We start from the raw sequence: 26,940 nt of genomic DNA, 5'->3' as shown, positions 1-26,940 counted from the left end.
GGCTCTCGTGTCATTCAAAAAACCGTCGCATACTACCGGAAAGTGCCGTGTTAAGCACGTTTCCTGACACCAAACTGTCCTTTCTGCCAGTATCTGCGCGCCATCCTGCCAGGCTGTCAATCGGGCTATTCCGTCAGTTCGATAACCGCATCGTGACTCCAGCCGATGGGCAGCGGAGACGGACGCTGCAACGCCATGTTGTGTAACGTTAATCCGCTGACGCCGCGTGCAAACAGCGCGGGCAGCCCGCTTGGGTAGGTTTCCACCCCGTAAGCGCGCCCGGTCTCCGGGTTGACCAGATAAGCATTGTCCAGCCCCATGCCGGTGGGGCGCTCCGGGTTGCAGGGAGGGCGGACGTCGTACAAGCCCTGTTCCGGCGAATCGCTCGGTCGCTGTTCTAACGTGATGCCGTCGAAATGAATATCGCGGATGTAACCCGCCGGCGTACTGTGCAGGTTGATGGCGCCTTCGCTAACGCCGGACAGCCGCACGAAGCGCACATTCTCAATCACTCCGGGTTCAATCATCGGGTCGCGGTAACGTACCGACACGAATACCGGGTCGGCCTTGCCCCAGTGACAGGGCGGCGCCGCGACGCATTCGAAGGTGATATCGCTGAAACAGATACGGCGAAACGCGCCGCCGTCGCGGGAAATCAGTCCAATCCCCCGGTTGGAGTCGTAGATGGCGCAGTGGCTGACGGTCAGGTCTTCAATGTCGGTGAAGGTTTCGGTACCGATTTTCAGCGCGCAGCTGCGCGAACGCAGCCGGCAGTGACTGACCGTCATTCGCTGGGCCTTATACTGCATGGCGGGGGGCTTGGCGGTGGTTTTGATGCACAAGGCGTCATCGGCGGCGCTCAGGTGACAGTGACGTACCGTCACATCCTGACAGCTGTCGAGATTAAGCGCATCGGTGTTGGCCATGGTCATGTCGTTATCCACCGTCAGGCGTTCAACGTTGACCTGACGGCAACTCACCAGATGGACGGTCCACATCGGCGCCTGTTCGATGGTCACGTCCTGCAAACTGACCTGTTCGCAGTCCTCCAGCACCAGAATCCGCGGGCGATGCTGCGCCGGCAGGCGATAGCCCTGCTCATCGGGCTCGGCTGAGAAGTAGGCGTCGGCGCTACCGGTGATTTTCCCTTTTCCGCACAGGGTGATGTTGCGCTGCCGGCGGGCGTACAGAAACGCGCGATCGGAAAGCTCGGCCACGCTGACGGTAGTGGTTTGAGCAAAATCGTCATAGCAGGCGCTGGCGATCAGTTCCGCTCCGGCGTCCAGTTGCAGGCAGAAATTCGAGGGCAGCCGTAATCCTCCCAGCAGATAACGCCCCGCTTCCACCACCAGTGTGCCGCCGCCTTGCGCGGTCAGGTCGTCGATCGCCCGCTGGAACAGCACGGTGTCGGGGGTAACGCCATCGGCGGCGGGCGTGTAGGAGCGAATGGATAGCCTCATGGTTTTTATCCTGTTTCGATAGGGGTACGGAGGTCATTCCAGCACGGTTTTTCATCGCAGGCAGCCGCGGCGCGGCGGGAAATCGCTCAGGGTTAGAGCGCCTTCACAGCCTGTCTGACGCCATCCGACGGAATGTGAGCGTGATAACGTCATACTCGCTGCGGCCCTAACGCGATGTGTGTTTCATCACGTTTTTTATCCCTTCCGGCGAATGCGCGTAGCGTTGTCGGCGCATAGTGTTTTATTTTTGTTAAATAACTGTGAACTCGATCGCGCGACGTGTTCACAGTTGAACGCTGGTTGTGAGGCAAGGGCGCGGCAATGCGCCGGGCGGTGAACCCGCTTCCATGAAATGAGCGTTACCGGGGTTGTCGACACTCATTTTTTCAGCCTGCTCCGCATAACGCGCATTTGGTCGTTCCCCGGCGCTGGTGAAGAAAAAAACAATCTGCCTATCTTGTTTCCCAGCGGGAGGCGCCCTGTACCTGCCTGATTACCCTTCCGCCCTGAAATAACAACATAAAGAGGATCGGGGACATGATGAAATTGCTGGTAGGACTGGTGTTGTTGGCGTTTACCGTGCTGGGCCAGGTTCAGGCCGCGGAGCAGGTGACATTGCGTATGTCCTGGTGGGGCGGCAACAGCCGTCATCAGGCCACGCTGGCCGCCATTGAAGCCTTTCAGAAAAAATATCCGGGGATCACGGTCAAAGCCGAATATACCGGCTGGGATGGCTACCTCTCGCGCCTGACCACCCAAATCGCCAGCGGCGAAGAGCCGGACGTGGTGCAGATCAACTGGAACTGGATACCGATCTTCTCCCGCACCGGTACCGGCTTTTACGATTTGAACAAACTGAAAGAGACCCTAAAACTGCAGGATTTTCCGGCGGATGCGCTGACCACGGTGGACGGCAAAGTCAACGCCATCTCCACTTCGCTCAACGGGCTGGTGATGTATTACAACGTCGATACCTGGAAAAAGGCCGGTCTGGCGTACCCGACCACCTGGGAGGAGCTGTTCCAGGCTGGCAAGGTGTTCAGGGATAAGCTCGGCGACAACTACTTCCCGCTGGCTTCCCCGGCGCAGGATAGCGGCGAGGGATTGCTGGAGCTTCTCAACACCTATATGACCCAGAAATTTCATATCGGCATGATTGACGAGCAGAACAAACGCTTCAATTACACCGAGGCGCAGTGGCTGGAGGCGTTTCGTTTCTACAAACGGCTGGTGGATGATCATGTCATTCCGTCGGCGAAATACTACAACGCCTTTGGCAAAGCCGGGGTGTTTGAGACAAGGCCGTGGATCAACGGCGAATACGGCGGGGCGCAGCTCTGGGCCTCGGTGGTGAAAAAATACGCCGAACCGCTGGCGCCGCCCGCCAGACTGGAGCTGGGGCCGTACATGATGACGCCGGGCTCCGACAATCCGGGGCAATTCTTCAAACCATCGATGCTGTTTGCCATCAGCAAAAGCAGCAAACACCCGAAAGAAGCGGCGCTGCTGCTCAATTTCCTGATGAATGACCCGGAAGGCAGCCTGCTGATGGGCACCGAGCGCGGCGTACCGCTCAGCCGGGTGGCGCGTCAGGCGTTGCAGGACAGTCAGCGGTTGGATACGCAGGATCTGGCGGTGAAAGGGCTGATGCAAGCGCTGGAAAAACCGATGCAGACGCCAGTGTCCTCGTATATTGAAGATCCGCAACTGGCCAGCCTGATTTTGCAAACGGTTGAACAACTGGATTACGGCAACAGGAGCGTGGAGACGTCGGCGAAGAATTTCAATGACACGGGCAACCGCATCCTGAAACGAGTGATCCGCTGATTTACCGGCCCGGCGGCGTTACGCCTCGTGACGTGACGCCGCCTGATGACCGCCGCCGGTGTCCTGCGTCAGCACAGTCAGCTGTTGTTGCAGGCTGTCTGCCAGCGCGCGCGGGCGGGCGGCATCAAACATGACGTGCATACTCACCGGGTAGTCCCGGTGTTGCAGGCAGAAATCGTCCATTTCATGCGCGATGCCGTAGAGCGCCTGAATATTGGTTTTGGCGATTTCACGCAGCGTCCAGTTGTTTTCCACCCGCTGGCAGTAGTGCAGGGTGAAAAAGGCTTTCTGGGCATGGACGAAGGCGCGGCAATAGAGCGCCAGGCCGCGCCATTCCTGCTGCCAGCGCTGGCGCAGCGGTTCCGGCAGGTCGTGGTCGCGGGCAAACTGGCTGGCGGCCTGCTGGCTCTGGTCGGCCAACTGCCAGGCCGCATCTTTCTCCCGCACAATCTGGTACAGATTCTGGGAAGCCAGTTCCGTTTCGCGGCGATCAAAGGTGATGTCGCGCCCGGAACCGGGCAACCAGTGGTTGCGGTTGAGTTGACCGTACAAGCTCCACACCGCCTGACCGTAACTGGACGGCAGCAGGCTATGGCGGTGGAACACATGGTGACGCGCATACAGCGACAACGACAGCGCCTGCTGCGCCTGTTCCAGCAGGGCGCGCATGGTGTGACGGACCGCATCGTCCGGCTGCCATTGCCAGCATTCCGCCAGCCACTGGCGAAACAGTTCGCTTTCGTTAACCGGCGGCGCGCTGTCGTTCAACAGGCGTGCGCAGGCGAACAGCGTGAATTCGCTCAACGACCCCAGCACGCTGTGGTTATCGACGCCGTCCCAACTGATGCGGCAGGCTGCGCTGACGATGGCCGGGTTCTTTTCCCGACACCACAGCAACCGCCCCTGAATCTCGGTGTAACGCAGAAACGGCAGATTGCCCCAGCCGACTTCCTCGCCCGCCAGATCCAACTCCACCCAAATCTCCCGGTCATCCAGCTCCAGCAGCGCCGGGTTGTTGGGGAATTCCGGCCAGAAGCGTTCCGGCGTCATCTTGATGGCGGCGGAGACGGTGACCTGCAGGCTGCGGATGGCCTCCAGTACGTGAGACATATCGTGATGATTGGCCGGAAAGGCGCGCAAGACCAGATGACGCTGATGGGCGTGAACGACGCGGGAAACGGCGGTAAACAATTGCCGGTAAATTGGTTCGCTGTCTAGTGTTGGCGGCATTGCCGGTGGCATCGTCGGTGAAATAATGCCGCTTTGCATCTCTTCGCCGGGCGGCGGAGCAAAACGTATCAGGCTGTCGCTGTTGGAAATCGCCAGCATCAATCCACTCAAACGCGGGATCTGCTGCATCAACAGATCCACTTTAGCGGCCAGATAATCGCACCAGAAATGGGTGTCGATACGGAACTGACGCGCGTCGTCCAGCAACTGCGGGTGCTGCAGCAATAGGTCGGTGGGGAAGGCCAGCTCCTTGCATTGCAGGTACAACGCCAGCCCCTGTTCGCGACAATAGGCGGCGACCTGATTGAGATAGACGCAGCGCGAGCGTTGCTGGCTGCTGATGCGATCGTCAAAGCGGGCATGTTGATAGGCGGGCGGCGTCACCAGCTTGTCCAGCAGGTCCGCCTGCCCCAGCACCAGCGTATTGAAACCGTAACGGCGGGCGTAGTCCGCCAGCGCGGTAATGTGCCGCCAGTGCCAGATATCCTGGGTGTTCAGTTCCAGTGCGCGACGCTGCCACATAATCGGTGTGCTCCCTGAACCACAGAGCATCAAGTATAACGCCAGCGCGATAGCGCAAAAGAAACATTAAAATAATCAATGCAGTAAATTGTGATCAATAACACTTAAAGCAATAAGTGTTATCAAAAAAACCATTTAGTCGTTTTGGTTATTAAATATTTCCATCATGTCTTTAATTGTTAAGATGGGGATGGTTACCTTATGTCCCATCTGACTTTCTATTTCATGAATTTGACTATTGCGGCAACCCGGCATTAGCGCCCGCGACCAGAACAAGGATACCGACACTACAATGACAACTCCGGCTTCTCCGACTCCGCTGCTCCCGTTGAGCGCGGAGCAACTTTCGCGTCTTCAGGCCGCGACCGGTGATCTTTCACCGACGCAACTGGCCTGGTTGTCCGGCTATTTCTGGGGCGTGATTCAGCAGCAGCCCGGCGCGCTTGCCGCACCGGTTGCAGCGGCGGCGCCAGCGGTTGACGCGGCGCCGCCGGCGTCCATCACGCTGATTTCCGCCTCTCAGACCGGCAATGCCCGCCGCGTGGCGGAGCAGGTGCGCGACGATCTGCTGGCGGCCAGCCTGCCGGTGACGCTGGTGAATGCCGGCGACTACAAATTCAAACAGATTGCGCAGGAAAAACTGCTGCTGGTCGTCACCTCGACGCAGGGCGAAGGCGAGCCGCCGGAAGAAGCCGTGGCGTTGCACAAATTCCTGCTCTCGAAAAAAGCGCCGTCGCTGGCGGGTGCCGCGTTTGCGGTGTTCGGCCTCGGCGATACCTCGTACGAGTTTTTCAGCAAGGCGGGTAAGGATTTTGACGGCCGTCTGGCTGAGTTAGGCGCCGAACGCCTGCTCGATCGCGTCGATGCCGATGTGGAATTCCAGCCGCTGGCGGAGCAGTGGCGTCGTCAGGTTGTGGAAACGTTGAAGGCGCGCTTTGCCAGCCAGACGGCGGTGGCGGTGCAAACCGCGGCCAGCGGTCAGGTCAACGCCATCACCACCAGCCCCTATCACAAAGAGGCGCCTTACACCGCGTCGCTGTCGGTCAACCAGAAGATCACCGGCCGCAACTCGGAGAAAGACGTTCGTCATATCGAAATCGATCTGGGCGATTCCGGACTGCATTATCAGCCGGGTGATGCGCTCGGTGTCTGGTATGAGAACGCCCCGGCGCTGGTGCAGGAACTGCTGGGATTGTTGTGGCTGAAAGGCGACGAATCCGTTGTCGTGGACGGCAATACCCTGCCGTTGAGCGAAGCGCTGCAACGCCATTTCGAACTGACGCAAAATACCGCGCCGATTGTCGCCAAATACGCGGCGTTGTCCCGCAACGAGGCATTGCTGGGGCTGGTTGCCGATAAATCCGCGCTACAGCAGTACGCACAGCGTACTCCGCTGGTGGATATGGTGCGTGAAGCGCCGGTGGAACTGACGCCGGAACAGCTCACCGGATTGCTGCGTCCGTTGACGCCGCGCCTCTATTCCATCGCCTCGTCGCAGGACGATGTCGGCAGCGAAGTGCACATCACCGTCGGCGCCGTGCGTTATGAGTATGAAGGCCGTGCGCGTAGCGGCGGCGCGTCAGGCTATCTGGCGGACCGGTTGGAAGAGGACGGCGACGTTCGCGTGTTCATTGAGCACAATGATAATTTCCGCCTGCCCGCCAACCCCGAAACGCCGGTAATCATGATTGGTCCGGGCACCGGCATCGCGCCGTTTCGCGCGTTTATGCAGCAGCGTGAGGCTGAAGGCGCCGGCGGTAAAAACTGGCTGTTCTTCGGCAACCCGCACTTTACCGAAGATTTCCTCTATCAGGTGGAGTGGCAGCGCTACGTGAAAGACGGGCTGCTGACGACTATCGATCTGGCCTGGTCGCGCGATCAGGCGCACAAGGTCTACGTACAGGACAAAATCCGTGAAAAAGGCGCGGATGTGTGGCGCTGGATTCAGGATGGCGCCCATATTTATGTCTGCGGCGACGCCAATCGCATGGCGAAGGATGTAGAGCAGGCGCTGCTGGCCGTGGTGGCTGAACACGGCGGAATGGACGCCGAACAGGCGGATGAGTTTTTAAGCGAGCTGCGTCTTGAGCGGCGTTATCAGAGAGATGTGTACTAATGAGCGAAAGATATTCTGGTCCGCTGGTGGTCGAGGGCAAGCTGGCTGATGCCGAGCGTTTGAAGCTGGAAAGCAATTACCTGCGCGGCACGATTACAGAGGATTTGAGCGACGGCCTGACCGGCGGCTTTAACGGCGACAACTTTCTGCTGATTCGCTTTCACGGCATGTATCAGCAGGATGACCGCGATATCCGCGCCGAGCGCGCGGAGCAGAAGCTGGAACCGCGTCATGCCATGATGCTGCGCTGCCGCCTGCCGGGCGGGGTGATGACGCCGAAGCAATGGCTCGGCATCGACCAGTTCGCCGGTGAAAAGACGCTGTACGGCAGCATCCGCATCACCAACCGCCAGACGTTCCAGTTTCACGGCATTCTGAAGTCCGACCTGAAATCCGCCCATCAACTGTTGCATGAGGTTGGGCTGGATGCGCTGGCGACCGCCAACGACGTCAACCGTAACGTGCTGTGCACCTCTAACCCGGTGGAGTCAGAGCTGCATCAGCAGGCCTATGAATGGGCGAAGACGATTTCCGAGCACCTGCTGCCGCGCACCCGCGCCTACGCCGAGATTTGGCTGGATAAGGAAAAAGTCGCCACCACCGACGAGGAGCCGATTCTGGGGGCGACCTATCTGCCGCGCAAGTTCAAGACTACGGTGGTGATCCCGCCGCAGAACGATGTGGATCTGCACGCCAACGATTTGAACTTTGTTGCCATTTCAGATAACGGCCAACTGGTAGGTTTTAACGTACTGGTAGGCGGCGGTCTGTCTATCGCCCACGGCGACAAGGCCACCTATCCGCGCACCGCCAGCGAATTGGGCTATATTCCATTAGCGCACACGCTGGCGGTAGCTGAAGCGGTGGTGACCACTCAGCGCGACTGGGGCAATCGCACCAACCGCAAGAACGCCAAGACTAAATACACGCTGGAACGGGTGGGCGTCGAGACGTTCAAACAGGAAGTGGAGCGCCGCGCCGGCATCACTTTTGAGACCGTTCGCCCGTATGCGTTTACCGGTCGCGGCGATCGCATCGGCTGGGTGAAAGGGATCGACAATAAATGGCACCTGACGCTGTTTATTGAAAACGGCCGCATTCTGGATTATCCGGGGCGCCCGCTGAAAACCGGCATGGCGGAGATCGCCAAAATCCACAAGGGCGATTTCCGGTTGACCGCCAACCAGAACCTGATCGTGGCCGGCGTCGCTACCCGCGACAAAGCCAAAATCGAGGCGCTGGCGCGCCAGTATGGCCTGATCGACGACAGCGTCACCGAGCAGCGTCAGAACTCGATGGCCTGCGTATCGTTGCCGACCTGCCCGCTGGCGATGGCCGAAGCGGAGCGCTTCCTGCCGGAGTTTGTCACCAGGGTGGAAGCCATCATGCAGGCGCATGGCGTGGGTGATGACCATATCGTGTTGCGCGTGACCGGCTGCCCTAATGGCTGTGGCCGCGCCATGCTGGCGGAAATCGGTCTGGTGGGTAAAGCCATCGGCCGCTACAACCTGCATATCGGCGGCAACCGCGAAGGCACGCGTATTCCGCGCATGTATCGGGAGAACATCACCGAGAAAGAGATTCTGGCCGATATCGACCAACTGGTCGGGCGCTGGGCCAGCGAACGCGAGAGCGGCGAAGGGTTTGGCGATTTTGCGATCCGTGTCGGCATCGTTAAACCGGTGCTGGATCCCGCCGTTGATTTTTACGACTGACAGGAGAACCTGATGTCTATGTTGAATCTGGAGGCGCTGCGCGCCTTGCCCCAACCGGAACAGGCCGCCGCGCTGGCGGACGTTAACCAACAGCTGGAGAGTCTGTCCGCGCAGGAGCGCGTCAGCTGGGCGCTGGAAAACCTGCCGGGCGAGTTTGTGCTTTCCTCCAGTTTCGGCATTCAGGCAGCGGTGTGCCTGCATCTGGTTACCCGACAGCGGCCGGATATTCCGGTGATCCTCACCGATACCGGTTATCTGTTTACAGAGACGTATCAGTTCATCGATCAACTGACCGAACAGTTGGGTCTTAACCTTCAGGTTTACCGTGCCGCGCAGTCTCCCGCCTGGCAGGAGGCGCGTTACGGCAAACTGTGGGAGCAGGGGCTGACCGGCATTGAGCAGTACAACCAGATCAATAAAGTCGAGCCGATGGATCGGGCGTTGCAAGAACTGCGCGCCGGCACCTGGTTCGCCGGTCTGCGCCGTGAACAGTCGGGCAGCCGCGAAGGGTTGCCGGTGCTGGCGATCAAGCGCGGCGTATTCAAGTTTTTGCCGATCATCGACTGGGATAACCGCACGGTGTACCAGTACCTGAAAGCCAACGGATTGAGCTACCACCCGCTATGGGAACAGGGCTATCTGTCGGTGGGCGATACGCATACCACCCGCAAGTGGGAACCGGGCATGAGCGAGGAAGAAACCCGTTTCTTCGGCCTGAAACGCGAATGCGGGCTGCATGAAGGCTGACTATTATCCTTTTATGGATGAATGTGACGGCAGCAGCAGCACCGAGTCGACCCATCCCGATCGCGGGTATCAACCAGACGATGATTAACCTGTATGATAATTACGGGTAGTTATCTGGCCTGACATTCAGCCGGGCGGTGCTGCATCTTCAGCCCTGGCTTCAGGAAGTCCGGTGGTACCTACGTCAACAGCGTCTTGAAGATTACCAGCCGTATTTTTGTGAAACGTCACCGCCTGCGTGCTGATGTTTCTGCCTGCCCGAAGCAGGCCCAGGCGAACGCGAAGTGTAAAAATAGTCATGAAAACCGTTATTAAGCGTTTTTATTCTTTCCCGCATGGTTTGTTATTCCATTACGGAACTAATCATACTAATTCGGCATTTCATAACCTTTCTCTTCACGTTTTATAGTCGCTTTATAAAATTTTTAGCTTAGTAAAGGCATCTGTGAACTATCTCCCTATATTCGCCGATCTCCGGCAACGCCCCGTGCTGGTCGTCGGGGGCGGCGAGGTGGCAACCCGCAAGATTGACCTGCTGCAGCGCGCCGGGGCTGAGGTTCGGGTGGCGGCGCGGTCGCTGTGCGAGCCGCTGCATGAGCAGCATCAGGCGGGCCGGCTGGCATGGGTCGCGCAGGAATTCTCGCCTGCGCTGCTGGATAACGTGTTTCTGGTGATTGCCGCGACCGATGATGCCGCGCTGAATGCCACGGTATTTGAGGAAGCCAATCGCCGTCAGTTGCTGGTCAATGTGGTGGATGACCAGCCCAAATGCTCATTCATTTTTCCTTCGCTGATCGACCGCTCGCCGTTGATGGTGGCGATTTCGTCCGGCGGTCAGGCACCGGTGCTGGCGCGTTTGCTGCGGGAAAAACTGGAGGCGCTGCTGCCCGCCCGTCTGGGGCAGATGGCGGCGCTGGCCGGAAAATGGCGCGGCCGCATCAAGCAGCGGCTGGCGTCGGTAACGGAACGCCGTCGTTTTTGGGAGCGCATTTTTACCGGTCGTTTTTCCAGTCTGGTGGCCGCCGGGCAACTGGCGCAGGCCGAGCAGGAACTGGAACAGCAACTGGCGCAGCCCGATATTCAGCAAGGCGAGGTGGCGCTGGTTGGCGCCGGGCCGGGCGACGCCGGTTTGCTGACGCTGCGCGGCCTGCAGGTGATTCAGCAGGCGGATGTGGTGCTTTACGACCATCTGGTCAGCGATGAGGTGCTGGATCTGGTGCGCCGTGACGCGGAGCGGATTTGCGTCGGTAAACGCGCCAGCGCGCATCTGCTGCCGCAAGACGAGATTAACGCGCTGCTGGTGAGGCTGGCGCAGGAAGGCAAGCGGGTAGTGCGGCTGAAAGGCGGCGACCCCTTTATTTTTGGTCGCGGCGGCGAAGAGCTGCAGCAGGTGGCGCAGGCGGGGATTCCGTTTCAGGTGGTGCCGGGCATCACCGCGGCGGCTGGCGCCACGGCGTATGCCGGCATTCCGCTGACGCACCGGGATTACGCGCAGAGTGTGATATTTATCACCGGGCACTGCCGCCCGGATGGCGACGCGCTGGATTGGTCGACGCTGGCGCGCGGCCGACAGACACTGGCTATTTACATGGGTGCGGTCAAGTCGGCGGAAATCAGCCAGCAGTTGATCGCGCATGGCCGGGCGCCGCACACGCCGGTGGCGGTAATCGGCCGCGGCACGCGGCAGGATCAACAGGTGCTGACCGGCACGCTGACGGAACTGGAACAACTGGCGCAGCAGGCTCCGACGCCGGCGCTGCTGGTGATTGGCGAGGTGGTGAATTTACATCAACACATCGCCTGGTTTGGTGAACAAGCGCGGATGACGCCGACTGACGGGCGCTCGGCCGTGGTGAATCTGGCTTAAGGTTAAGGTTATGGACGAGAAAAGACTCACGCATTTAAAACAGCTTGAAGCGGAAAGTATTCATATCATTCGTGAGGTAGCGGCTGAGTTCAGCAACCCGGTGATGATGTATTCCATCGGCAAGGACTCCTCCGTGATGCTGCATCTGGCCCGTAAGGCGTTCTTTCCGGGCACGCTGCCGTTCCCGCTGTTGCATGTGGATACCGGCTGGAAATTCCGCGAAATGTACCAATTCCGTGATCGCACCGCCAAAGCCTACGGCTGCGAACTGTTGGTGCACCGCAACCCGGAAGGGGTAGCGATGGGCATCAACCCGTTTGTGCACGGCAGCGCCAAGCATACCGACATCATGAAAACCGAAGGGTTGAAACAGGCGCTGGACAAGTACGGCTTTGACGCCGCGTTCGGCGGCGCCCGCCGCGACGAGGAGAAATCCCGCGCCAAAGAGCGTATCTACTCTTTCCGCGATCGCTTCCATCGCTGGGACCCGAAAAACCAGCGTCCGGAGCTGTGGAACAACTATAACGGCCAGATCAACAAGGGCGAGAGCATCCGTGTGTTCCCGCTGTCCAACTGGACCGAACTGGATATCTGGCAGTACATCTATCTGGAAAATATCGATATCGTGCCGCTGTATCTGGCCGCTGAGCGTCCGGTGCTGGAGCGCGACGGCATGTTGCTGATGGTGGACGACGACCGCATCGACCTGCAGCCTGGCGAAGTAATTACCCAGCGCATGGTGCGTTTCCGTACGCTCGGCTGCTGGCCGCTGACCGGCGCGGTGGAATCGCAGGCGCAGACGCTGCCGGAAATCATTGAAGAGATGCTGGTGTCGACCACCAGCGAGCGTCAGGGACGGGTGATTGACCGCGATCAGGCCGGCTCGATGGAGCTGAAAAAGCGTCAAGGGTATTTCTGAGGAATCGTCAAATGAATCATAGTATTGCAAAACAGATTGCCGATCAGGGCGGGGTTGAGGCTTATCTTCACGCACAGCAGAACAAAAGCCTGTTGCGTTTTCTGACCTGCGGCAGCGTTGACGATGGCAAAAGCACCCTGATCGGCCGGCTGTTGCACGATACCCGTCAGATTTACGAAGATCAGCTCTCTACGCTGCACAATGACAGCAAGCGCCTTGGCACCCAGGGCGAAAAACTCGATCTGGCGCTGCTGGTGGACGGCTTGCAGGCGGAACGCGAGCAGGGCATTACCATTGATGTGGCTTACCGCTATTTTTCCACGGAAAAACGCAAGTTCATCATTGCCGACACACCGGGGCATGAGCAGTACACCCGCAATATGGCGACCGGCGCTTCCACCTGCGAGCTGGCGATCCTGCTGATCGACGCGCGCAAGGGCGTGCTGGATCAGACTCGCCGCCACAGCTTTATCGCCACGCTGCTGGGCATTCGTCATCTGGTGGTGGCGGTCAACAAGATGGATCTGGTGGGGTATCAGCAGGCGGTCTTCGAGCAGTTCAAACAGGATTATCTGGACTTCGCCAGTCAACTGCCGACCGATCTGGATATCACCTTTGTGCCGATTTCCGCGCTGGATGGCGACAATGTCGCGACGCCGAGCACGACCATGAACTGGTACCGCGGTCCGACGCTGCTGGATGTGCTGGAGACGGTCAATGTCTCTTCCCGCAGTCTGAGCCAGCCGATGCGTTTCCCGGTGCAGTACGTCAACCGCCCGAACCTTGATTTTCGCGGCTACGCCGGCACGGTGGCGTCTGGCGTGGTGCGGGTCGGACAGCGTGTGAAAGTGCTGCCGTCCGGCGTGGAGTCCAGCGTCAGCCGCATCGTCACCTTTGATGGCGACCTGCAACAGGCACAGGCTGGCGAAGCGGTGACGCTGGTGTTGTCCAGCGAAGTCGACATCAGTCGGGGCGACCTGCTGGTCGGCAGCGAGGAAACGCTCCAGCCGGTACGCAGCGCGAAGGTGGATGTGGTGTGGATGGCGGAGCAGCCGCTGGTGTCGGGACAAAGCTACGACATCAAGATTGCCGGTAAGAAAACCCGCGCGCGGGTGGAAAACATCGACTATCAGGTGGAAATCAATACGCTGACTCAGCGGGTTACCGAGTCGCTGCCGCTCAACGGCATTGGTCTGGTCGAGCTGACCTTTGATGAACCGCTGGTGCTGGACAAATATCAGCAAAATTCTGTCACCGGCGGCATGATTTTCATCGATCGTCTGAGCAACGTGACGGTCGGCGCCGGGCTGGTGCGTGAGCCGGTCGAGCTGGCGGAAACGGAAACCGGCAGTTACAGCGCTTTTGAGCTGGAACTGAATGCGCTGATTCGCCGCCACTTCCCGCACTGGGGCGCGCGCGATCTGCTGGGAGGAAAATAACGTGGCGCAAACGCATTCCCGGCCGGGCGCGCCGGCCGACGACAATGTGGTGTGGCACGACCATGCGGTCACGCGCGAAGACCGTGAGCGTCAGCACGGGCACCGTGGGGCGGTGGTGTGGTTCACCGGGCTGTCCGGTTCCGGTAAATCTACGCTGGCCGGCGCACTGGAGCAGGCCTTGTTTGCCCGTGGCGTCAGCACCTATCTGCTGGATGGCGATAACGTTCGGCATGGGCTGTGCCGGGATTTGGGATTCAGCGATGACGACCGGCGGGAGAACATCCGCCGGGTGGGGGAAGTGGCCCGGTTGATGGTCGATTCCGGGCTGGTTGTATTAACCGCGTTTATCTCTCCGCACCGTGCTGAACGGCAGATGGTGCGAGAACTGCTTGATCAGGAGCAGTTTCTTGAAGTGTTCGTCGATACGCCGCTGGCTATTTGTGAAGCCCGCGACCCCAAAGGTTTATACAGGAAAGCCCGTGCCGGCGAGTTGCGCAATTTCACCGGCATTGACGCGGTTTATGAGGCGCCGGAACAGCCGGAATTGCATCTGGACGGCCAACAATTGGTAACAAATTTAGTCGCTGAATTATTAGATATGCTGCACGGTCGAGCTATCATCTAAGCCTCAGCTTGCCCCTTTGCAGGCGCTACGGTATGCGTGTTTTGCCTCGCTGCCGTTTGCCTGACGAAGGGGCAGTCTTCAGGCCCAACGGTTACCCGGTGATGGGGTAAAGCAGGAACGATGATGCAGAGTGTGACGCCATTACCTGATAGCAATACGCAAGCCGACCATGCCGAGGAGGAGGACGCGTCCTTCGTTTCTTGCAGCCCGCTGGTAGGGGCGCTGGCAGGCTTCTGCTTTTACTGGTTGGCTTTTTCTCTGCCGTTTATCGTGTATGGCCTGAATTCCACGCTATTGCTGATGCTTTACACCTGGCCCTTTTTTCTGGCGCTGATGCCCCTGTCGGTATTGATCGGCATGCTGTTTCGCGTGCTGTTGCCGAATCATGTGGTGTGGATGATGCTCTGCTGCGCAGTCAGCATTCCGGGCGTGTTCTGGCTGGTGTTCTTACTGATCACCGGGTGGTAGCGGCTCAGGCAACGCATCTCACCAGGATATCGATTTCAGAGAAACCGATTTCAGATTATTTACTCCTTTCGTGAAACTATTTCCCTGTGTGAGCAATTTTATCCTTCGCCACTCGGCGTGTGCCTGGCTTTTTCCTGCCGGAGGGGAATGCTGTTGGCGAAGGTGGAGTCCTGACAAAAGTTATGGGATGATTAGGCGGCTTTTCAGGGGGCTGGATGGGAAAACTTTCGCTGTTATTGTTGATTCTTCTCGGTTGGTTGCAATATTCGCTCTGGCTGGGGAAAAACGGTGTTCATGACTACGTGCGGGTGAAGGATGACGTGGCGGTGCAACAGGCCAACAACGTCAAACTGAAATCCCGCAACGAACAGCTGTTTGCGGAAATAGACGATCTCAATGGTGGTCAGGAAGCCATTGAGGAACGGGCGCGCAACGAGCTGGGCATGACTAAACCCGGAGAAAGCTTTTATCGTCTGGTGGCCGACCAGGCGGATCGTCGCGTCGGCGCGAACCCGTCGACGGCCCCTTCCACTTCATCATCGACGTCTCGCTAGGTATGTCTACTCCAAATCAGTCTTTGGCTGAGGTGGTTGCTGTTTTGCCTGCGGCCGGTAACGGCAGCCGGATGCAGAGCGACCGCCCCAAGCAGTACCTTTCCATCGGCGGTAAAACCATTCTTGAGCACACGGTCGCGGCTTTGTTGCGTCATCCGCGTATTCAACGGGTGGTGATCGCCATCAGCGCCGATGACCGTTATTTTCCCGAACTGCCCCTCGCAACTGATCCGCGTATTCAGGTAGTGACCGGCGGCCGCCAGCGGGCCGATTCGGTGCTGGCCGGCTTACTGCAGTTGCCGCACACCGATTGGGTGCTGGTGCATGACGCGGCGCGGCCCTGTTTGCATCAGGACGATCTGTCCCGGCTGCTGGCGCTGACCGGGCAAAGTGAGGTCGGCGGCATTTTGGCGGCGCCGGTGCGTGATACCATGAAGCGAAGCCGGGATGGCGTCATCGACCATACGGTGGAGCGCGAGGCGCTGTGGCACGCCCTGACGCCGCAACTGTTCCCGCTGGCGCTGCTGCGGGGCTGCCTGGAGCGAGCGTTGCGCGAAGGCGCGACCGTTACCGACGAGGCGTCGGCGCTGGAATATTGCGGCTATCGTCCGCGGATTGTTCCGGGACGGGCAGACAACATCAAGGTCACGCGCCCGGAAGATCTGGCGCTGGCGGAGTTTTATCTGACGCACCGCCCGGATCATCATCAACAAGATAATAAAGGAGCCTGAGTGATGCGTATCGGTCACGGTTTTGATGTGCATAAATTTGGCGGAGAAGGTCCGCTGGTGATCGGTGGGGTACGTATTCCCTATGAGCGTGGCTTGCTGGCGCATTCCGATGGCGACGTGGTGCTGCACGCCGTCACCGATGCGTTGCTGGGCGCGGCGGCGATGGGCGATATCGGTAAACTGTTTCCCGACACCGATCCGGCCTACCGCGGTATTGACAGCCGCGAACTGCTGCGCGAAGCCTGGCGTCGCATCACCGCTAAAGGTTACCAACTGGGCAACCTTGATGTCACCATCATCGCGCAGGCGCCGAAAATGGCGCCGCACATCCCGCAGATGCGCGTCAACATCGCCGAAGATCTGCAATCACACATGGATGATGTCAACGTCAAAGCCACCACGACTGAACAGCTGGGCTTTACCGGCCGTGGCGAAGGGATTGCCTGCGAGGCGGTGGTGTTGCTGGTCAAGAGCGATGCTACCGGCGTGGTGGCATGGTAATGCGTGAATCACTGTTTTGGTTGCATGGCGAACCGGCCGCAACGGGGGTGCTGAAAGCATCGCCGGATGATTTTTTTGTCGCCGAAGATCTGGGATTTGCAGCGGATGGCGATGGCGAGCATGTGCTGGTGCGTGTGCGCAAACGCGGTTGCAACACCACGTTTGTGGCGGAAGCGCTGGCGAAGTTCGCCGGCATTCCGGCGCGTTCAGTCAGTTATGCCGGGTTGAAAGATCGCCATGCGGTAACCGAGCAATGGTTCTGCCTGCATTTGCCGGGCAAAGCGGAACCGGCGTGGGCGGCATTTGCGCTGGAAGGGTGCGAAATTCTTGAAGCGCAGCGCCATCGCCGTAAACTGCGTATTGGCGCGTTGCGCGGCAACCATTTTAGTCTGGTGCTGCGCGAAGTTAGCGACCGTGCCGATGTTGAAGCCCGTCTGGCGCTGATCGCCGGTGAAGGCGTGCCCAACTATTTCGGCAGCCAGCGTTTCGGTCGTGACGGCAACAATCTGGAACAGGCCCGCCGCTGGGCGAATGACGAGATTCGGGTTAAGGATCGCAGCAAGCGCAGCTTCTACCTTTCCGCCGTGCGCAGTGAGTTATTCAACCTGATGGCCAGTGCGCGTCTGGCGACGTATGGCGCAACGCAGGTGTTGACCGGCGATGCGCTGCAACTGGCTGGCCGCGGCAGTTGGTTTGTGGTCAAGCCGGAAGAACAGGCTGAGGCGCAGTCGCGCGTGATAGCCGGCGAACTGCAGATTACCGCCGCATTGCCGGGGCAGGGCGAATCAGGTGTGCAGGAACAGGCGCTGGCGTTCGAGCAGCAATGCCTGGAAGGCCAGACGCTGTTGTTGTCATTGCTGACGCGTGAGCGAGTGGACAGCGCGCGCCGCGCCGTCATGTTATATCCGCAAGACCTGCGCTGGTCATGGCGGGATGACGTCACGCTTGAGTTACACTTCTGGTTGCCGGCAGGGTGCTTCGCCACCAGCGTGGTGCGGGAGCTACTGCTTCCCGTGCAACAGGAAAACGAGTGGGCGGCCTGATAGCAGGCGGCTTTTTTCGGCTTCAGACGCGTGATTTATCCTGATACGGGCTGTCGATTTTCTTTGCTATCGGAGAACGGGGCGAATTGATGAGGTGGGCTAACGCCGGAGTTGACGGGGAATGGTGAATAAACGCGTGCAAACGTTGCTGGCGCAGCTTCACCAGCAGGGAATTCAGGACGAACGCCTGTTGCAGGCCATGGCCTCGGTTCCTCGCGAGCGTTTTGTTGACGAGGCGTTCGAACATAAAGCCTATGATAACGTCGCCCTGCCGATCGGTTCCGGACAAACCATCTCTCAACCTTACATCGTAGCCAGAATGACCGAGCTGCTGCGGCTGACGCCGGAGTCCCGCGTGCTGGAGATCGGCACCGGTTCCGGTTATCAGACCGCGATTCTGGCGCATCTGGTGCGGCATGTGTTTTCGGTGGAGCGTATTAAAGGCCTGCAGTGGCAGGCCAAGCGGCGTCTTAAGCAACTCGACCTGCACAATGTGTCCACCCGTCATGGCGACGGCTGGCAAGGTTGGGCGTCCAAAGGGCCGTTTGACGCCATCATCGTCACGGCGGCGCCGCCGGAGATTCCGTCCGCACTGATGGCGCAACTGGACGAAGGCGGCGTCATGGTCTTGCCCGTAGGCGAAGAGCAGCAGACATTACAGGTCGTTTTGCATCGCAACGGCGAGTTTATCGTTCAGACGGTGGAAATGGTTCGGTTTGTTCCGCTGGTCAAAGGAGAATTGGCCTGATACCGTTGCCAATCTCGGTAAAAAGTCCGTCTTTAAAATTTCAATACAACTGTCTTATGGTGATAACGGATTGATATTGATAGGCTGTGTCCCGTCGTTGTCCGTGATTCTGACCCTGTTGGTATGGCGTAACCGCCAGACAGACCTTATGGTACCGCCTGTTTGCGTCGACGAATAAAATAAACGGTAATCGTTTTACGTTCCTCGCTTCGCATGATTGCCTGCCTTTATCAGGGTGTTCCGAACGAAAATACGTGTCGGGACCGGACAGATTTCGTCATTTTTGGTTATAGGGGGAGTTTGGCGCATGGGAAGCCAAATCGTGAACTGGCGTCAGATCGCTGTGTGTTCGGTTATTACTCTGGGATTGGCCGGTTGTGCAAATGACAATAATCAGGCGGCCCCGATCAGCAGCGTGGGAGATAACGGCGCAGGAAGTCGTTCGGGCAGTACCACCACCTATTCGCCGCCGCCGCGCATTTCCAGCGTGGGCAGCGTGAGCAATAATACTCAAACCGTTCCTTCGGCGGGCATCAGCCGCCCTCCCAGCGATGCGGGGGTCACTACCCGTGAAGGTAAGATTGTCTATAACCGCAGCTATAACAGCATCCCCAAAGGGAGCTACAGCGGCAATACCTACACCGTCAAACGCGGGGATACCCTGTTCTATATTGCCTGGATTACCGGCAACGATTATCGCGAACTGGCGCAGCGCAACAACATTCAGGAACCTTACAGCCTGAATGTGGGCCAGTCGTTAAGCCTCGGCAGCAATATGAATGCCGGCGGTAGCACCCAGGGCATGGCGATTGCCAGCGCGCCGACGACGGTAACGACATCCGCACCGGTGGAAATCAGCCCGTCCAACAGCGGTCATATGCTGCCTGAAAATGCCGCTAAAGCCTCTGGCAGCGGCCGTATGCTGTCAGGCAACGCCACCGCCAGCAGCAGCGGTCATATGCTGCCGGCTAACGCAGCCGCCGCAGCTGCCGCGCAGCCGTCATCGGCAACACAAATGCAGACTACGCAGGTTGATTCTCAACCAACTAATGCGTATTCTGAAAGTTCGGGTAAACAGAATGTGGGTAAGATGTTGCCCACGGCGGGAGCCGCGACCACGCTTCCGACCACCGAACCGACGCAAACGAACACGGCAATTGCCAGCTGGCGTTGGCCTACAGACGGGAAAGTCATAGATAGTTTCTCAGCCTCAGAGGGGGGAAATAAAGGGATTGATATCGCCGGCTCACGTGGGCAATCCGTTATCGCTACCGCATCCGGGCGTGTAGTGTATGCGGGTAATGCGTTACGCGGTTACGGTAATCTGATCATCATCAAACATAATGATGATTACCTGAGCGCCTATGCCCATAACGAAACCATGCTGGTCCGGGAACAACAAGAGGTAAAGGCGGGTCAACAAATTGCTACCATGGGTAGCACCGGAACCAGTTCAGTACGCTTGCATTTTGAAATTCGTTACAAGGGGAAATCCGTAAACCCGCTGCGTTTTCTTCCGCAGCGATAAATCGGGCAGAGTATTTCGGTATTCTGCCATGGGATCACGGGTAGGAGCCACTTATGAGCCAAAACACGCTGAAAGTTAACGAGTTACATGAAGATGCTGAATTCGATGAGAATGGAATCGACGTTTTTGACGACAAAGCGCTGGCGGAGGAAGAAACCGGCGATAGCGACCTGCTCGACGAGGAATTGCTTTCGCAAGGAACTGCTCAGCGCGTGCTGGATGCAACCCAGCTTTATCTGGGAGAAATCGGCTACTCACCTCTTCTGACCGCTGAAGAAGAAGTTTACTTTGCCCGTCGGGCGCTGCGCGGCGATGTTTCGTCTCGCCGCCGTATGATCGAGAGTAACCTGCGGCTGGTGGTGAAAATCGCCCGCCGCTACAACAATCGGGGACTGGCGTTGCTGGACCTGATTGAAGAAGGAAACCTCGGTTTGATCCGCGCAGTCGAGAAGTTTGACCCTGAACGCGGGTTCCGCTTTTCGACTTACGCCACCTGGTGGATCCGTCAGACCATTGAACGGGCCATCATGAATCAGACTCGCACCATCCGTTTACCCATCCATATCGTCAAAGAATTGAATGTCTACCTGCGTACCGCACGCGAACTGTCCCACAAGCTTGATCACGAGCCCAGTGCGGAAGAAATCGCCGAGCGGCTGGATAAGCCGGTAGATGACGTTAACCGCATGCTGCGTCTCAACGAGCGCATCACCTCGGTGGATACGCCGCTGGGCGGGGATTCGGAAAAGGCGCTGCTGGATATTCTGGCCGATGAGAAGGATAACGGCCCGGAAGATACCACGCAGGATAACGATATGAAGCAGAATATCGTTAAGTGGCTGTTTGAACTGAACGCAAAACAGCGTGAAGTGCTGGCTCGCCGTTTTGGCCTGCTGGGATATGAGCCAGCCACGCTGGAAGATGTGGGTCGTGAAATCGGGTTGACTCGTGAACGGGTGCGCCAGATTCAGGTAGAAGGGCTGCGCCGTTTACGCGAGATCCTGCAGGTGCAGGGGCTGGACATCGAAGAACTGTTCCGCGAATAACTCGCACAATAACTAACATGGCAAAAAAATGGTGGGATACCCCACCATTTTTTATATCTGCAATTAGGTTCGTGCGTTATCGGGCACACTGAGACAGCAGGAACTCGACGATATCGCCGGCCTTGATCATCTCTTTTTCGCCTTTACGGCGGTGCTTGTATTCGATCTCGTCGTTATCCAGATTGCGATCGCCGATCACGATGGTGTGCGGAATGCCGATCAGTTCCATATCCGCAAACATCACGCCGGGGCGTTCTTTGCGATCGTCCAGCAATACATCGACGCCGTTGGCGCGCAGTTGCTGATAGATATTCTCGGCCACTTCCTGCACGCGGAAGGACTTATGCATGTTCATCGGCAGAATCGCCACCTGGAACGGCGCAATGGTGTCAGGCCAGATAATGCCGCGATCGTCATGGTTCTGCTCAATGGCGGCGGCGATCACGCGTGTTACGCCGATACCGTAGCAGCCCATGGTCAGCGTCTGATTGCGGCCGTCTTCGCCCTGAACCGTTGCTTTCAAGGCTTCGGAGTATTTCTTGCCCAACTGGAAGATGTGGCCGACTTCAATACCACGCTTAATCAGCAGCGTGCCTTTGCCGTCCGGGCTGCGATCGCCTTCCACTACGTTACGGATATCGGCAACTTGCGGCAGAGCGGTATCGCGTTCCCAGTTAATGCCGAAATAGTGTTTGCCGTCGATGTTGGCGCCGGCGCTGAAATCGCTCATCGCTGCCACGGTACGATCGACCACAACCGGCACCGGCAGATTTACCGGCCCCAGCGAACCCGGACCGGCCTTAACCACCGCACGGATTTCTTCTTCAGTCGCGAAGGTCAATGGGCTGGCGACCAGCTCCAGTTTTTCCGCTTTGACTTCGTTCAGTTCATGATCGCCACGCACCAGCAGCGCAACCAACTTATGGCCGCTTTCTTCGGTCGCTTTCACCAGCAGGGTCTTGACGGTTTTTTCCACCGGCACTGCGAATTGTTCCACCAGCTCGGCGATGGTTTTGGCGTTCGGGGTATCCACCAGCGTCATGGCCTGAGTCGGCGCCGCGCGGCCGTGCTCCGGCGCCACGGCTTCCGCCAGTTCAATGTTGGCGGCGTAATCCGACCCGGTAGAGAACACGATGTCGTCTTCGCCGCTGCTGGCCAGAACCTGGAATTCATGCGATGCGTTACCGCCGATGGAACCGGTATCGGCCTGTACGGGGCGGAAATCGAGATCCATGCGGCTGAAAATCTTGCTGTAGGCCGCGTACATGGCATCGTAAGTGACCTGCAGGGATTCCTGCGTGGTGTGGAACGAGTAGGCATCCTTCATCAGGAACTCGCGGGCGCGCATTACGCCAAAACGTGGGCGCACTTCGTCACGGAATTTGGTCTGGATCTGATAGAAATTCAGCGGCAACTGCTTGTAGGAGCTGATTTCATTGCGGATCAAATCGGTGATGACTTCCTCATGCGTTGGGCCGAGTACAAACGGGCGGTCGCCTCGGTCAACAAAGCGCAACAGCTCCGGGCCATATTGTTCCCAGCGGCCGCTTTCCTGCCACAGGTCGGCGGGTTGAACTACCGGCATCGAAATTTCGATGGCGCCGGCATTGTTCATTTCTTCACGCACGATGTTTTCGACTTTTTTCAGCACCCGCAACCCGGTCGGCAACCAGGTATAAAGGCCGGAAGCCAGTTTACGAATCATCCCGGCTCGCAGCATCAACTGATGGCTGATGACTTCGGCATCGGCGGGCGTCTCCTTCAGCGTGGAGAGCATGTATTGACTTGTACGCATGATGTTTGAGTTCCGTCAGAACAAATAAATAGCATTAACCACAACGTGGTTCAGGCAGAAAAAGTGGTTTAGTTTACCAGTGCGGGCCGTTCCCCAAAAGGCGCAGCCACGTTTTTTAACCGGCATCAAGGCTGATGACTTCCGTTTGACCGTCAATAACCTGCCATTTGACATTAAATTCCAGCAACCGCGCGGCATAGACCTTGAGGTCATCTTCTCCTTTGCGGTAAGCCGGGCGGGGGTCCTGCGCCAGCACCTGGCTAATGAAACGCCGCAGATTGGGGTGACGCTGCTGATGTTCCGTCAGTTGTTGCTCCGCCAGAACGGAAAAATGGATCGGCATATCGGCTTCGGGCGCCAACTGGGCAAAACCGGCCCGCGCCTGCGGCTGACTTTCCGCGAACGGCAGGTAGGGTTTGATGTCCACGACCGGGGTGCCGTCCACCAGATCCAGACTGCCCAGCTCCAGTATCACGCTATCCCGCATGGTGCGTATCGCTTTCAGTTCAACCAGCGACATACCGATCGGGTTAGGGCGAAACGTTGAGCGGGTAGCGAACACGCCCATGCGGGCATTGCCGCCCAGGCGAGGCGGCCTGACCGTTGGGCGCCAGCCCGCGGAGGCTGTCTGGTGGAAAATGAACAGCAGCCACAGGTGGCTGAAATCTTCGAGCCCGCGTACGGCCTCGGGTTGGTTATAAGGCGAGAGGAGATGTAATTCTCCGCCGCCATCCTTAATCAGACCGGGCTGTCGGGGTACGGCAAATTTTTCTTTATAAGGTGAGCGGATAACGCCGATCTGATTAAAGCAAAATTGGCTCATTGCGCGGAAACTTTCAGTGCATAACCCTGGCAGACAGCCTGACGGTAGCATCCCGCTACATTACTGATGATCTGGCAGTCATGCAGCAGCACGGCATTGGCTTTCATGGCGGTGGCGCGATTCTGCATTCTTCTACGGGCAGACGGAATGCTGGGCGGCGTGTCCTGCGCGCTGGCCTGGCAGGATGAACCAGACACTTCACCCATATCGCGGAACGGCTTACCTACCAACTCTTCGGCACTTTTATACAACACGGCAGGGGCGGGATGCGTGACCGGCTTCGGCTTCGGCGGAGGTTCCACAGCCACTGGTGTCTGCGGTTGTGGTGCCGGCGCAGCAGGTTTGTGCAGCAGGGAACATCCTGTCAGCGAAAACGCCAACAGCAGAACAGGTACAGCACGCATAAATTTTCCTCTGGCTTGGATAAAGTGCGGTTATTGAAGCAAGCAATACAGAAAATAACAAGACGGGCAGTTGCCCGTCTTTCATCTCTTTTATGCAAGAAAGTAAGTATTAACTTACCATCCTTTCACCGCGCCACCATTAAATGTTTTCAGCGCCGCCTGATTTACTTCGTCAGACTGATAAGCCTTTACGAATTTTTTCACGTTTTCTGCATCTTTATTGTCTTCACGAGCAACCAGCAGGTTAACGTACGGTGAGTCTTTTTCTTCTACGAACAAACCGTCTTTGGTCGGGGTCAGGTTGATCTGGCTGGCATAAGTGGTGTTGATGATGGCCAGAGCAATCTGATCGTCATCCAGAGAGCGCGGCAGCTGCGGCGCTTCCAGTTCGACCAGCTTCAGGTTTTTCGGGTTTTCAGTCACATCCAGTACGGTCGGCAGCAGGCCAACGTTGTCTTTCAGTTTGAGCAAGCCCACTTTCTGCAGCAGCAGCAGCGAACGGCCCAGGTTGGTCGGATCGTTCGGCAGGGCGATCTGAGCGCCGTTCTGCAGGTCATTCAGCGATTTGATTTTTTTGGAGTAACCGGCGATCGGATACACGAAGGTGTTGCCGACGGAAACCAGCTTATAGCCGCGATCCTTGATCTGCTGGTCGAGGTACGGTTTGTGCTGGAAAGCGTTCAGGTCGATATCGCCTTTGCTCAGCGCTTCGTTCGGCAGCACGTAATCATTAAAGGTAACCAGTTCAACATCCAGACCATATTTTTCCTTGGCGACTTTCTGCGCCACTTCCGCTACCTGCTGCTCGGCACCGACGATCACGCCCACTTTAATGTGGTTAGGGTTCTTCTGCTCCTGACCGCATCCGGCCAGCGCCAGCGCACCAATCAACGCACCAACCGCCGCGAGAGATTTCAATTTAATTGCCATTTTTTACCTCTGTTTAATGTTTTAACCTGCATCGAAGAATAATAGACGCGATGGTGAAACCCGTTATTTGTGGGTAACCGCGCGAACTGCTCTGTCACCAAAAAACTGAATGAGATAAACCAGAACCACCAACAGGACCAGCACGGTATTCATCACGGTGGCGTTATAGCCGACATAACCATACTGATAACCAATCTGCCCCAGACCACCGGCGCCGACCGCACCGCCCATGGCTGAATAACCTACCAACGTAATCAATGTAATAGTGGCGGCGTTGATCAGACCGGGCAGGGCTTCGGGTAGCAAAATCTTGCGGATAATCTGCAGCGGCGTAGCGCCCATCGCGCGTGCCGCTTCGATCAACCCGGTCGGAATTTCCAGCAGGGCGTTTTCCACCATGCGGGCGATAAAAGGCGCCGCTCCTACCGTTAACGGTACAATCGCTGCCTGTAGACCAATTGCGGTGCCTACAATCACTCGGGTAAAAGGAATCATCCACACCAGCAGAATAATGAAAGGAATGGAGCGGAAAATATTCACCAACGCGGAAATGCTGCGATAAAGCTTAGGATTGGCGATAATCTGCCCGGGGCGGGTGATATACAACAGCACGCCGACGGGCAAACCCAGCATAAAACCGAAAAAGCCGGACACGAATGTCATCACCACGGTCTCCCAAACGCCGCGGGCAATCAACCAGAGCATGGCTTCAGACATAACCCAATACCTCAATATTCACGTGATGTTGCTGCAGAAAGGCAATGGCTGCCTGGGTGTCGGTTTCCTGCCCGTGCATTTCGGCCAGCATGATGCCGAATTTCACACCGCCAGCGTAATCCATCTGCGCGCTGATAATGTTGTTGTTGACGTTGAACGTCCGGGCCACTTCGGACAATAAGGGCGCGTCGACCGACTGGCCGGTAAACTCCATACGCAGCAGCGGTACGCTGCCTGGGCGAGGCGTTGTCGACAGTCGCTGCTGATAGTCATCCGGAATATCCAGATGCAGGGTGGACTGGATAAATTTCTGAGCCAGCGGTGTTTTCGGATGAGAAAACACTTCGCTGACCGTATCCTGCTCAATCAGTTTGCCGTTACTGATAACCGCCACCTGATCGCAGATACGTTTAACCACATCCATTTCATGCGTAATCAACAGGATGGTCAGCCCCAGCCGACGATTGATGTCTTTCAGCAATTCAAGAATAGAACGGGTTGTGGCCGGGTCCAGTGCGCTGGTTGCTTCATCGCACAGTAGAACTTTGGGGTTGCTTGCCAGCGCGCGGGCAATGGCGACGCGCTGTTTTTGCCCGCCGGACAGATTAGCAGGATAGGCGTCATGCTTGTCCGACAGCCCGACCAAATCCAGAAGCTGATGCACCCGCTGTTTGATTTCAGCCGCGGGCGTGTTGTCCAGCTCCAGCGGCAGCGCCACATTGCCTAATACGGTACGTGAGGACAACAAATTGAAGTGCTGGAAAATCATGCCGATTTGGCGGCGGGTGCGCGTTAATTGGCTTTCCGACAGGCTCATTAGCTCTTTCCCGTCGATCAACACTTTCCCCTGCGTCGGTCTTTCCAGCAGATTCACGCAGCGAATCAGCGTGCTTTTACCTGCGCCTGATGCGCCAATCACGCCATAAATCTGACCCGCGGGCACGCGTAATGTCACGTCGTCCAGCGCAGTGACGGCGCGTCCTTTTTGCTGGAAAACCTTTGTAATATTAATCAGTTCAATCATAAGTTTTATCAAAGATGACGATGGCCGGACAAGAAACCATAATATTCCGACCCAATGTGGAGGGGATGTTAAGGCGTCTAGACGTCTAAGTCAATCGAGATCCCGTCAGGGATGACATTCTCTCTGGTGATGAAAACATGCGATACTAAGCACAATTTACG

Annotated in this window: 24 protein-coding genes; 16 read left to right on the top strand and 8 right to left on the bottom strand. The window is 57.6% G+C overall.

The genetic code is table 11. The features are described from left to right. Positions 1 to 125: 125 nt before the first annotated feature. Positions 126 to 1,460: a glycoside hydrolase family 28 protein gene (locus CPA59_RS18075; protein WP_107760290.1), complete on the bottom strand. Its 1,335-nt coding sequence runs from the start codon at positions 1,458 to 1,460 to the stop codon at positions 126 to 128. A 537-nt stretch (positions 1,461 to 1,997) separates the two neighbouring features. On the opposite strand from CPA59_RS18075, the gene CPA59_RS18070 reads away from it, so the two are divergent. Beyond that, on the top strand, positions 1,998 to 3,287 hold the full coding sequence (locus tag CPA59_RS18070) for an ABC transporter substrate-binding protein (protein ID WP_082170929.1): 1,290 nt from the start codon (positions 1,998 to 2,000) through the stop codon (positions 3,285 to 3,287). Between the two features lie 18 nt (positions 3,288 to 3,305). Here CPA59_RS18070 and CPA59_RS18065 read toward each other — a convergent pair whose 3' ends face one another. Beyond that, complete coding sequence (locus CPA59_RS18065; RefSeq protein WP_107760288.1) at positions 3,306 to 5,039, bottom strand: hypothetical protein; 1,734 nt, start codon at positions 5,037 to 5,039, stop codon at positions 3,306 to 3,308. Between the two features lie 292 nt (positions 5,040 to 5,331). Here CPA59_RS18065 and cysJ point away from each other — a divergent pair, with 292 nt between their 5' ends. From cysJ to rpoS, 15 genes are all read left to right on the top strand, one after another. After that, positions 5,332 to 7,155 (top strand): NADPH-dependent assimilatory sulfite reductase flavoprotein subunit, encoded by a 1,824-nt coding sequence (cysJ, locus tag CPA59_RS18060; RefSeq protein WP_107760286.1) that lies wholly within the window; start codon positions 5,332 to 5,334, stop codon positions 7,153 to 7,155. Then, positions 7,155 to 8,870 (top strand): assimilatory sulfite reductase (NADPH) hemoprotein subunit, encoded by a 1,716-nt coding sequence (cysI, locus tag CPA59_RS18055; RefSeq protein WP_107760284.1) that lies wholly within the window; start codon positions 7,155 to 7,157, stop codon positions 8,868 to 8,870. The genes cysJ and cysI overlap by 1 nt, the downstream gene beginning before the upstream one ends. 12 nt (positions 8,871 to 8,882) lie before the next feature. Beyond that, positions 8,883 to 9,617, top strand: a complete 735-nt coding sequence (locus CPA59_RS18050; RefSeq protein ID WP_038920060.1) for a phosphoadenylyl-sulfate reductase — start codon at positions 8,883 to 8,885, stop codon at positions 9,615 to 9,617. Positions 9,618 to 10,062: 445 nt separating this feature from the next. Further along, positions 10,063 to 11,484, top strand: coding sequence for a siroheme synthase CysG (cysG, locus tag CPA59_RS18045; protein ID WP_107760282.1), 1,422 nt, complete (start codon positions 10,063 to 10,065; stop codon positions 11,482 to 11,484). Between the two features lie 10 nt (positions 11,485 to 11,494). Then, the gene (gene cysD, locus CPA59_RS18040) at positions 11,495 to 12,403 is read left to right on the top strand and encodes a sulfate adenylyltransferase subunit CysD (protein ID WP_038920058.1); all 909 of its coding nucleotides are present in this window, start codon (positions 11,495 to 11,497) and stop codon (positions 12,401 to 12,403) included. Positions 12,404 to 12,414: 11 nt separating this feature from the next. Then, positions 12,415 to 13,842 (top strand): sulfate adenylyltransferase subunit CysN, encoded by a 1,428-nt coding sequence (cysN, locus tag CPA59_RS18035; RefSeq protein ID WP_107760280.1) that lies wholly within the window; start codon positions 12,415 to 12,417, stop codon positions 13,840 to 13,842. A 1-nt stretch (position 13,843) separates the two neighbouring features. Then, on the top strand, positions 13,844 to 14,467 hold the full coding sequence (cysC, locus tag CPA59_RS18030; RefSeq protein WP_049853867.1) for an adenylyl-sulfate kinase: 624 nt from the start codon (positions 13,844 to 13,846) through the stop codon (positions 14,465 to 14,467). A 123-nt stretch (positions 14,468 to 14,590) separates the two neighbouring features. Next, positions 14,591 to 14,935 (top strand): DUF3561 family protein, encoded by a 345-nt coding sequence (locus CPA59_RS18025; RefSeq protein ID WP_049853868.1) that lies wholly within the window; start codon positions 14,591 to 14,593, stop codon positions 14,933 to 14,935. Between the two features lie 215 nt (positions 14,936 to 15,150). Beyond that, a complete protein-coding gene (gene ftsB / locus CPA59_RS18020) occupies positions 15,151 to 15,489 on the top strand; it encodes a cell division protein FtsB (protein WP_038920054.1) in 339 nt (112 codons plus the stop codon). A gap of 2 nt (positions 15,490 to 15,491) precedes the next feature. Then, positions 15,492 to 16,220, top strand: coding sequence for a 2-C-methyl-D-erythritol 4-phosphate cytidylyltransferase (ispD, locus tag CPA59_RS18015; RefSeq protein WP_107760278.1), 729 nt, complete (start codon positions 15,492 to 15,494; stop codon positions 16,218 to 16,220). Positions 16,221 to 16,223: 3 nt separating this feature from the next. Beyond that, positions 16,224 to 16,721 carry a 2-C-methyl-D-erythritol 2,4-cyclodiphosphate synthase gene (gene ispF, locus CPA59_RS18010; RefSeq protein ID WP_038666217.1) on the top strand — a complete coding sequence of 166 codons (498 nt, stop codon included), beginning with the start codon at positions 16,224 to 16,226 and terminating at the stop codon, positions 16,719 to 16,721. Continuing rightward, positions 16,715 to 17,764, top strand: coding sequence for a tRNA pseudouridine(13) synthase TruD (gene truD, locus CPA59_RS18005; RefSeq protein ID WP_049853870.1), 1,050 nt, complete (start codon positions 16,715 to 16,717; stop codon positions 17,762 to 17,764). Before ispF ends, truD begins: the two co-directional genes overlap by 7 nt. 121 nt (positions 17,765 to 17,885) lie before the next feature. Continuing rightward, entirely contained in the window at positions 17,886 to 18,512 is a 627-nt protein-coding gene (locus CPA59_RS18000; protein WP_038920051.1) for a protein-L-isoaspartate(D-aspartate) O-methyltransferase, read from the top strand. Between the two features lie 307 nt (positions 18,513 to 18,819). Continuing rightward, positions 18,820 to 20,040, top strand: a complete 1,221-nt coding sequence (gene nlpD / locus CPA59_RS17995; protein ID WP_038920050.1) for a murein hydrolase activator NlpD — start codon at positions 18,820 to 18,822, stop codon at positions 20,038 to 20,040. A gap of 53 nt (positions 20,041 to 20,093) precedes the next feature. After that, positions 20,094 to 21,086, top strand: coding sequence for an RNA polymerase sigma factor RpoS (gene rpoS / locus CPA59_RS17990; protein ID WP_107760276.1), 993 nt, complete (start codon positions 20,094 to 20,096; stop codon positions 21,084 to 21,086). A 76-nt stretch (positions 21,087 to 21,162) separates the two neighbouring features. Here rpoS and proS read toward each other — a convergent pair whose 3' ends face one another. The 6 genes from proS to metN form a co-directional block, all read right to left on the bottom strand. Beyond that, positions 21,163 to 22,881, bottom strand: coding sequence for a proline--tRNA ligase (gene proS, locus CPA59_RS17985; protein WP_107760274.1), 1,719 nt, complete (start codon positions 22,879 to 22,881; stop codon positions 21,163 to 21,165). Between the two features lie 115 nt (positions 22,882 to 22,996). Continuing rightward, on the bottom strand, positions 22,997 to 23,704 hold the full coding sequence (tsaA, locus tag CPA59_RS17980) for a tRNA (N6-threonylcarbamoyladenosine(37)-N6)-methyltransferase TrmO (RefSeq protein WP_033569274.1): 708 nt from the start codon (positions 23,702 to 23,704) through the stop codon (positions 22,997 to 22,999). Further along, entirely contained in the window at positions 23,701 to 24,108 is a 408-nt protein-coding gene (gene rcsF / locus CPA59_RS17975; protein ID WP_038666231.1) for an Rcs stress response system protein RcsF, read from the bottom strand. The genes tsaA and rcsF overlap by 4 nt, the downstream gene beginning before the upstream one ends. A 114-nt stretch (positions 24,109 to 24,222) precedes the next feature. Next, entirely contained in the window at positions 24,223 to 25,038 is an 816-nt protein-coding gene (locus CPA59_RS17970) for a MetQ/NlpA family lipoprotein (protein ID WP_038920047.1), read from the bottom strand. 63 nt (positions 25,039 to 25,101) lie between these two features. After that, a complete protein-coding gene (locus tag CPA59_RS17965) occupies positions 25,102 to 25,755 on the bottom strand; it encodes a methionine ABC transporter permease MetI (protein ID WP_038920045.1) in 654 nt (217 codons plus the stop codon). Then, entirely contained in the window at positions 25,748 to 26,779 is a 1,032-nt protein-coding gene (metN, locus tag CPA59_RS17960; protein ID WP_107760272.1) for a methionine ABC transporter ATP-binding protein MetN, read from the bottom strand. The genes CPA59_RS17965 and metN overlap by 8 nt, the downstream gene beginning before the upstream one ends. Positions 26,780 to 26,940 lie beyond the last annotated feature (161 nt).

Source organism: Dickeya sp. Secpp 1600, assembly GCF_003049805.1.
Taxonomy (GTDB): Bacteria; Pseudomonadota; Gammaproteobacteria; order Enterobacterales; family Enterobacteriaceae; genus Dickeya; species Dickeya fangzhongdai.
The sequence above is the reverse complement of the archived record's forward strand: the minus strand, read 5'-3'. Positions and strand labels throughout refer to the sequence as shown.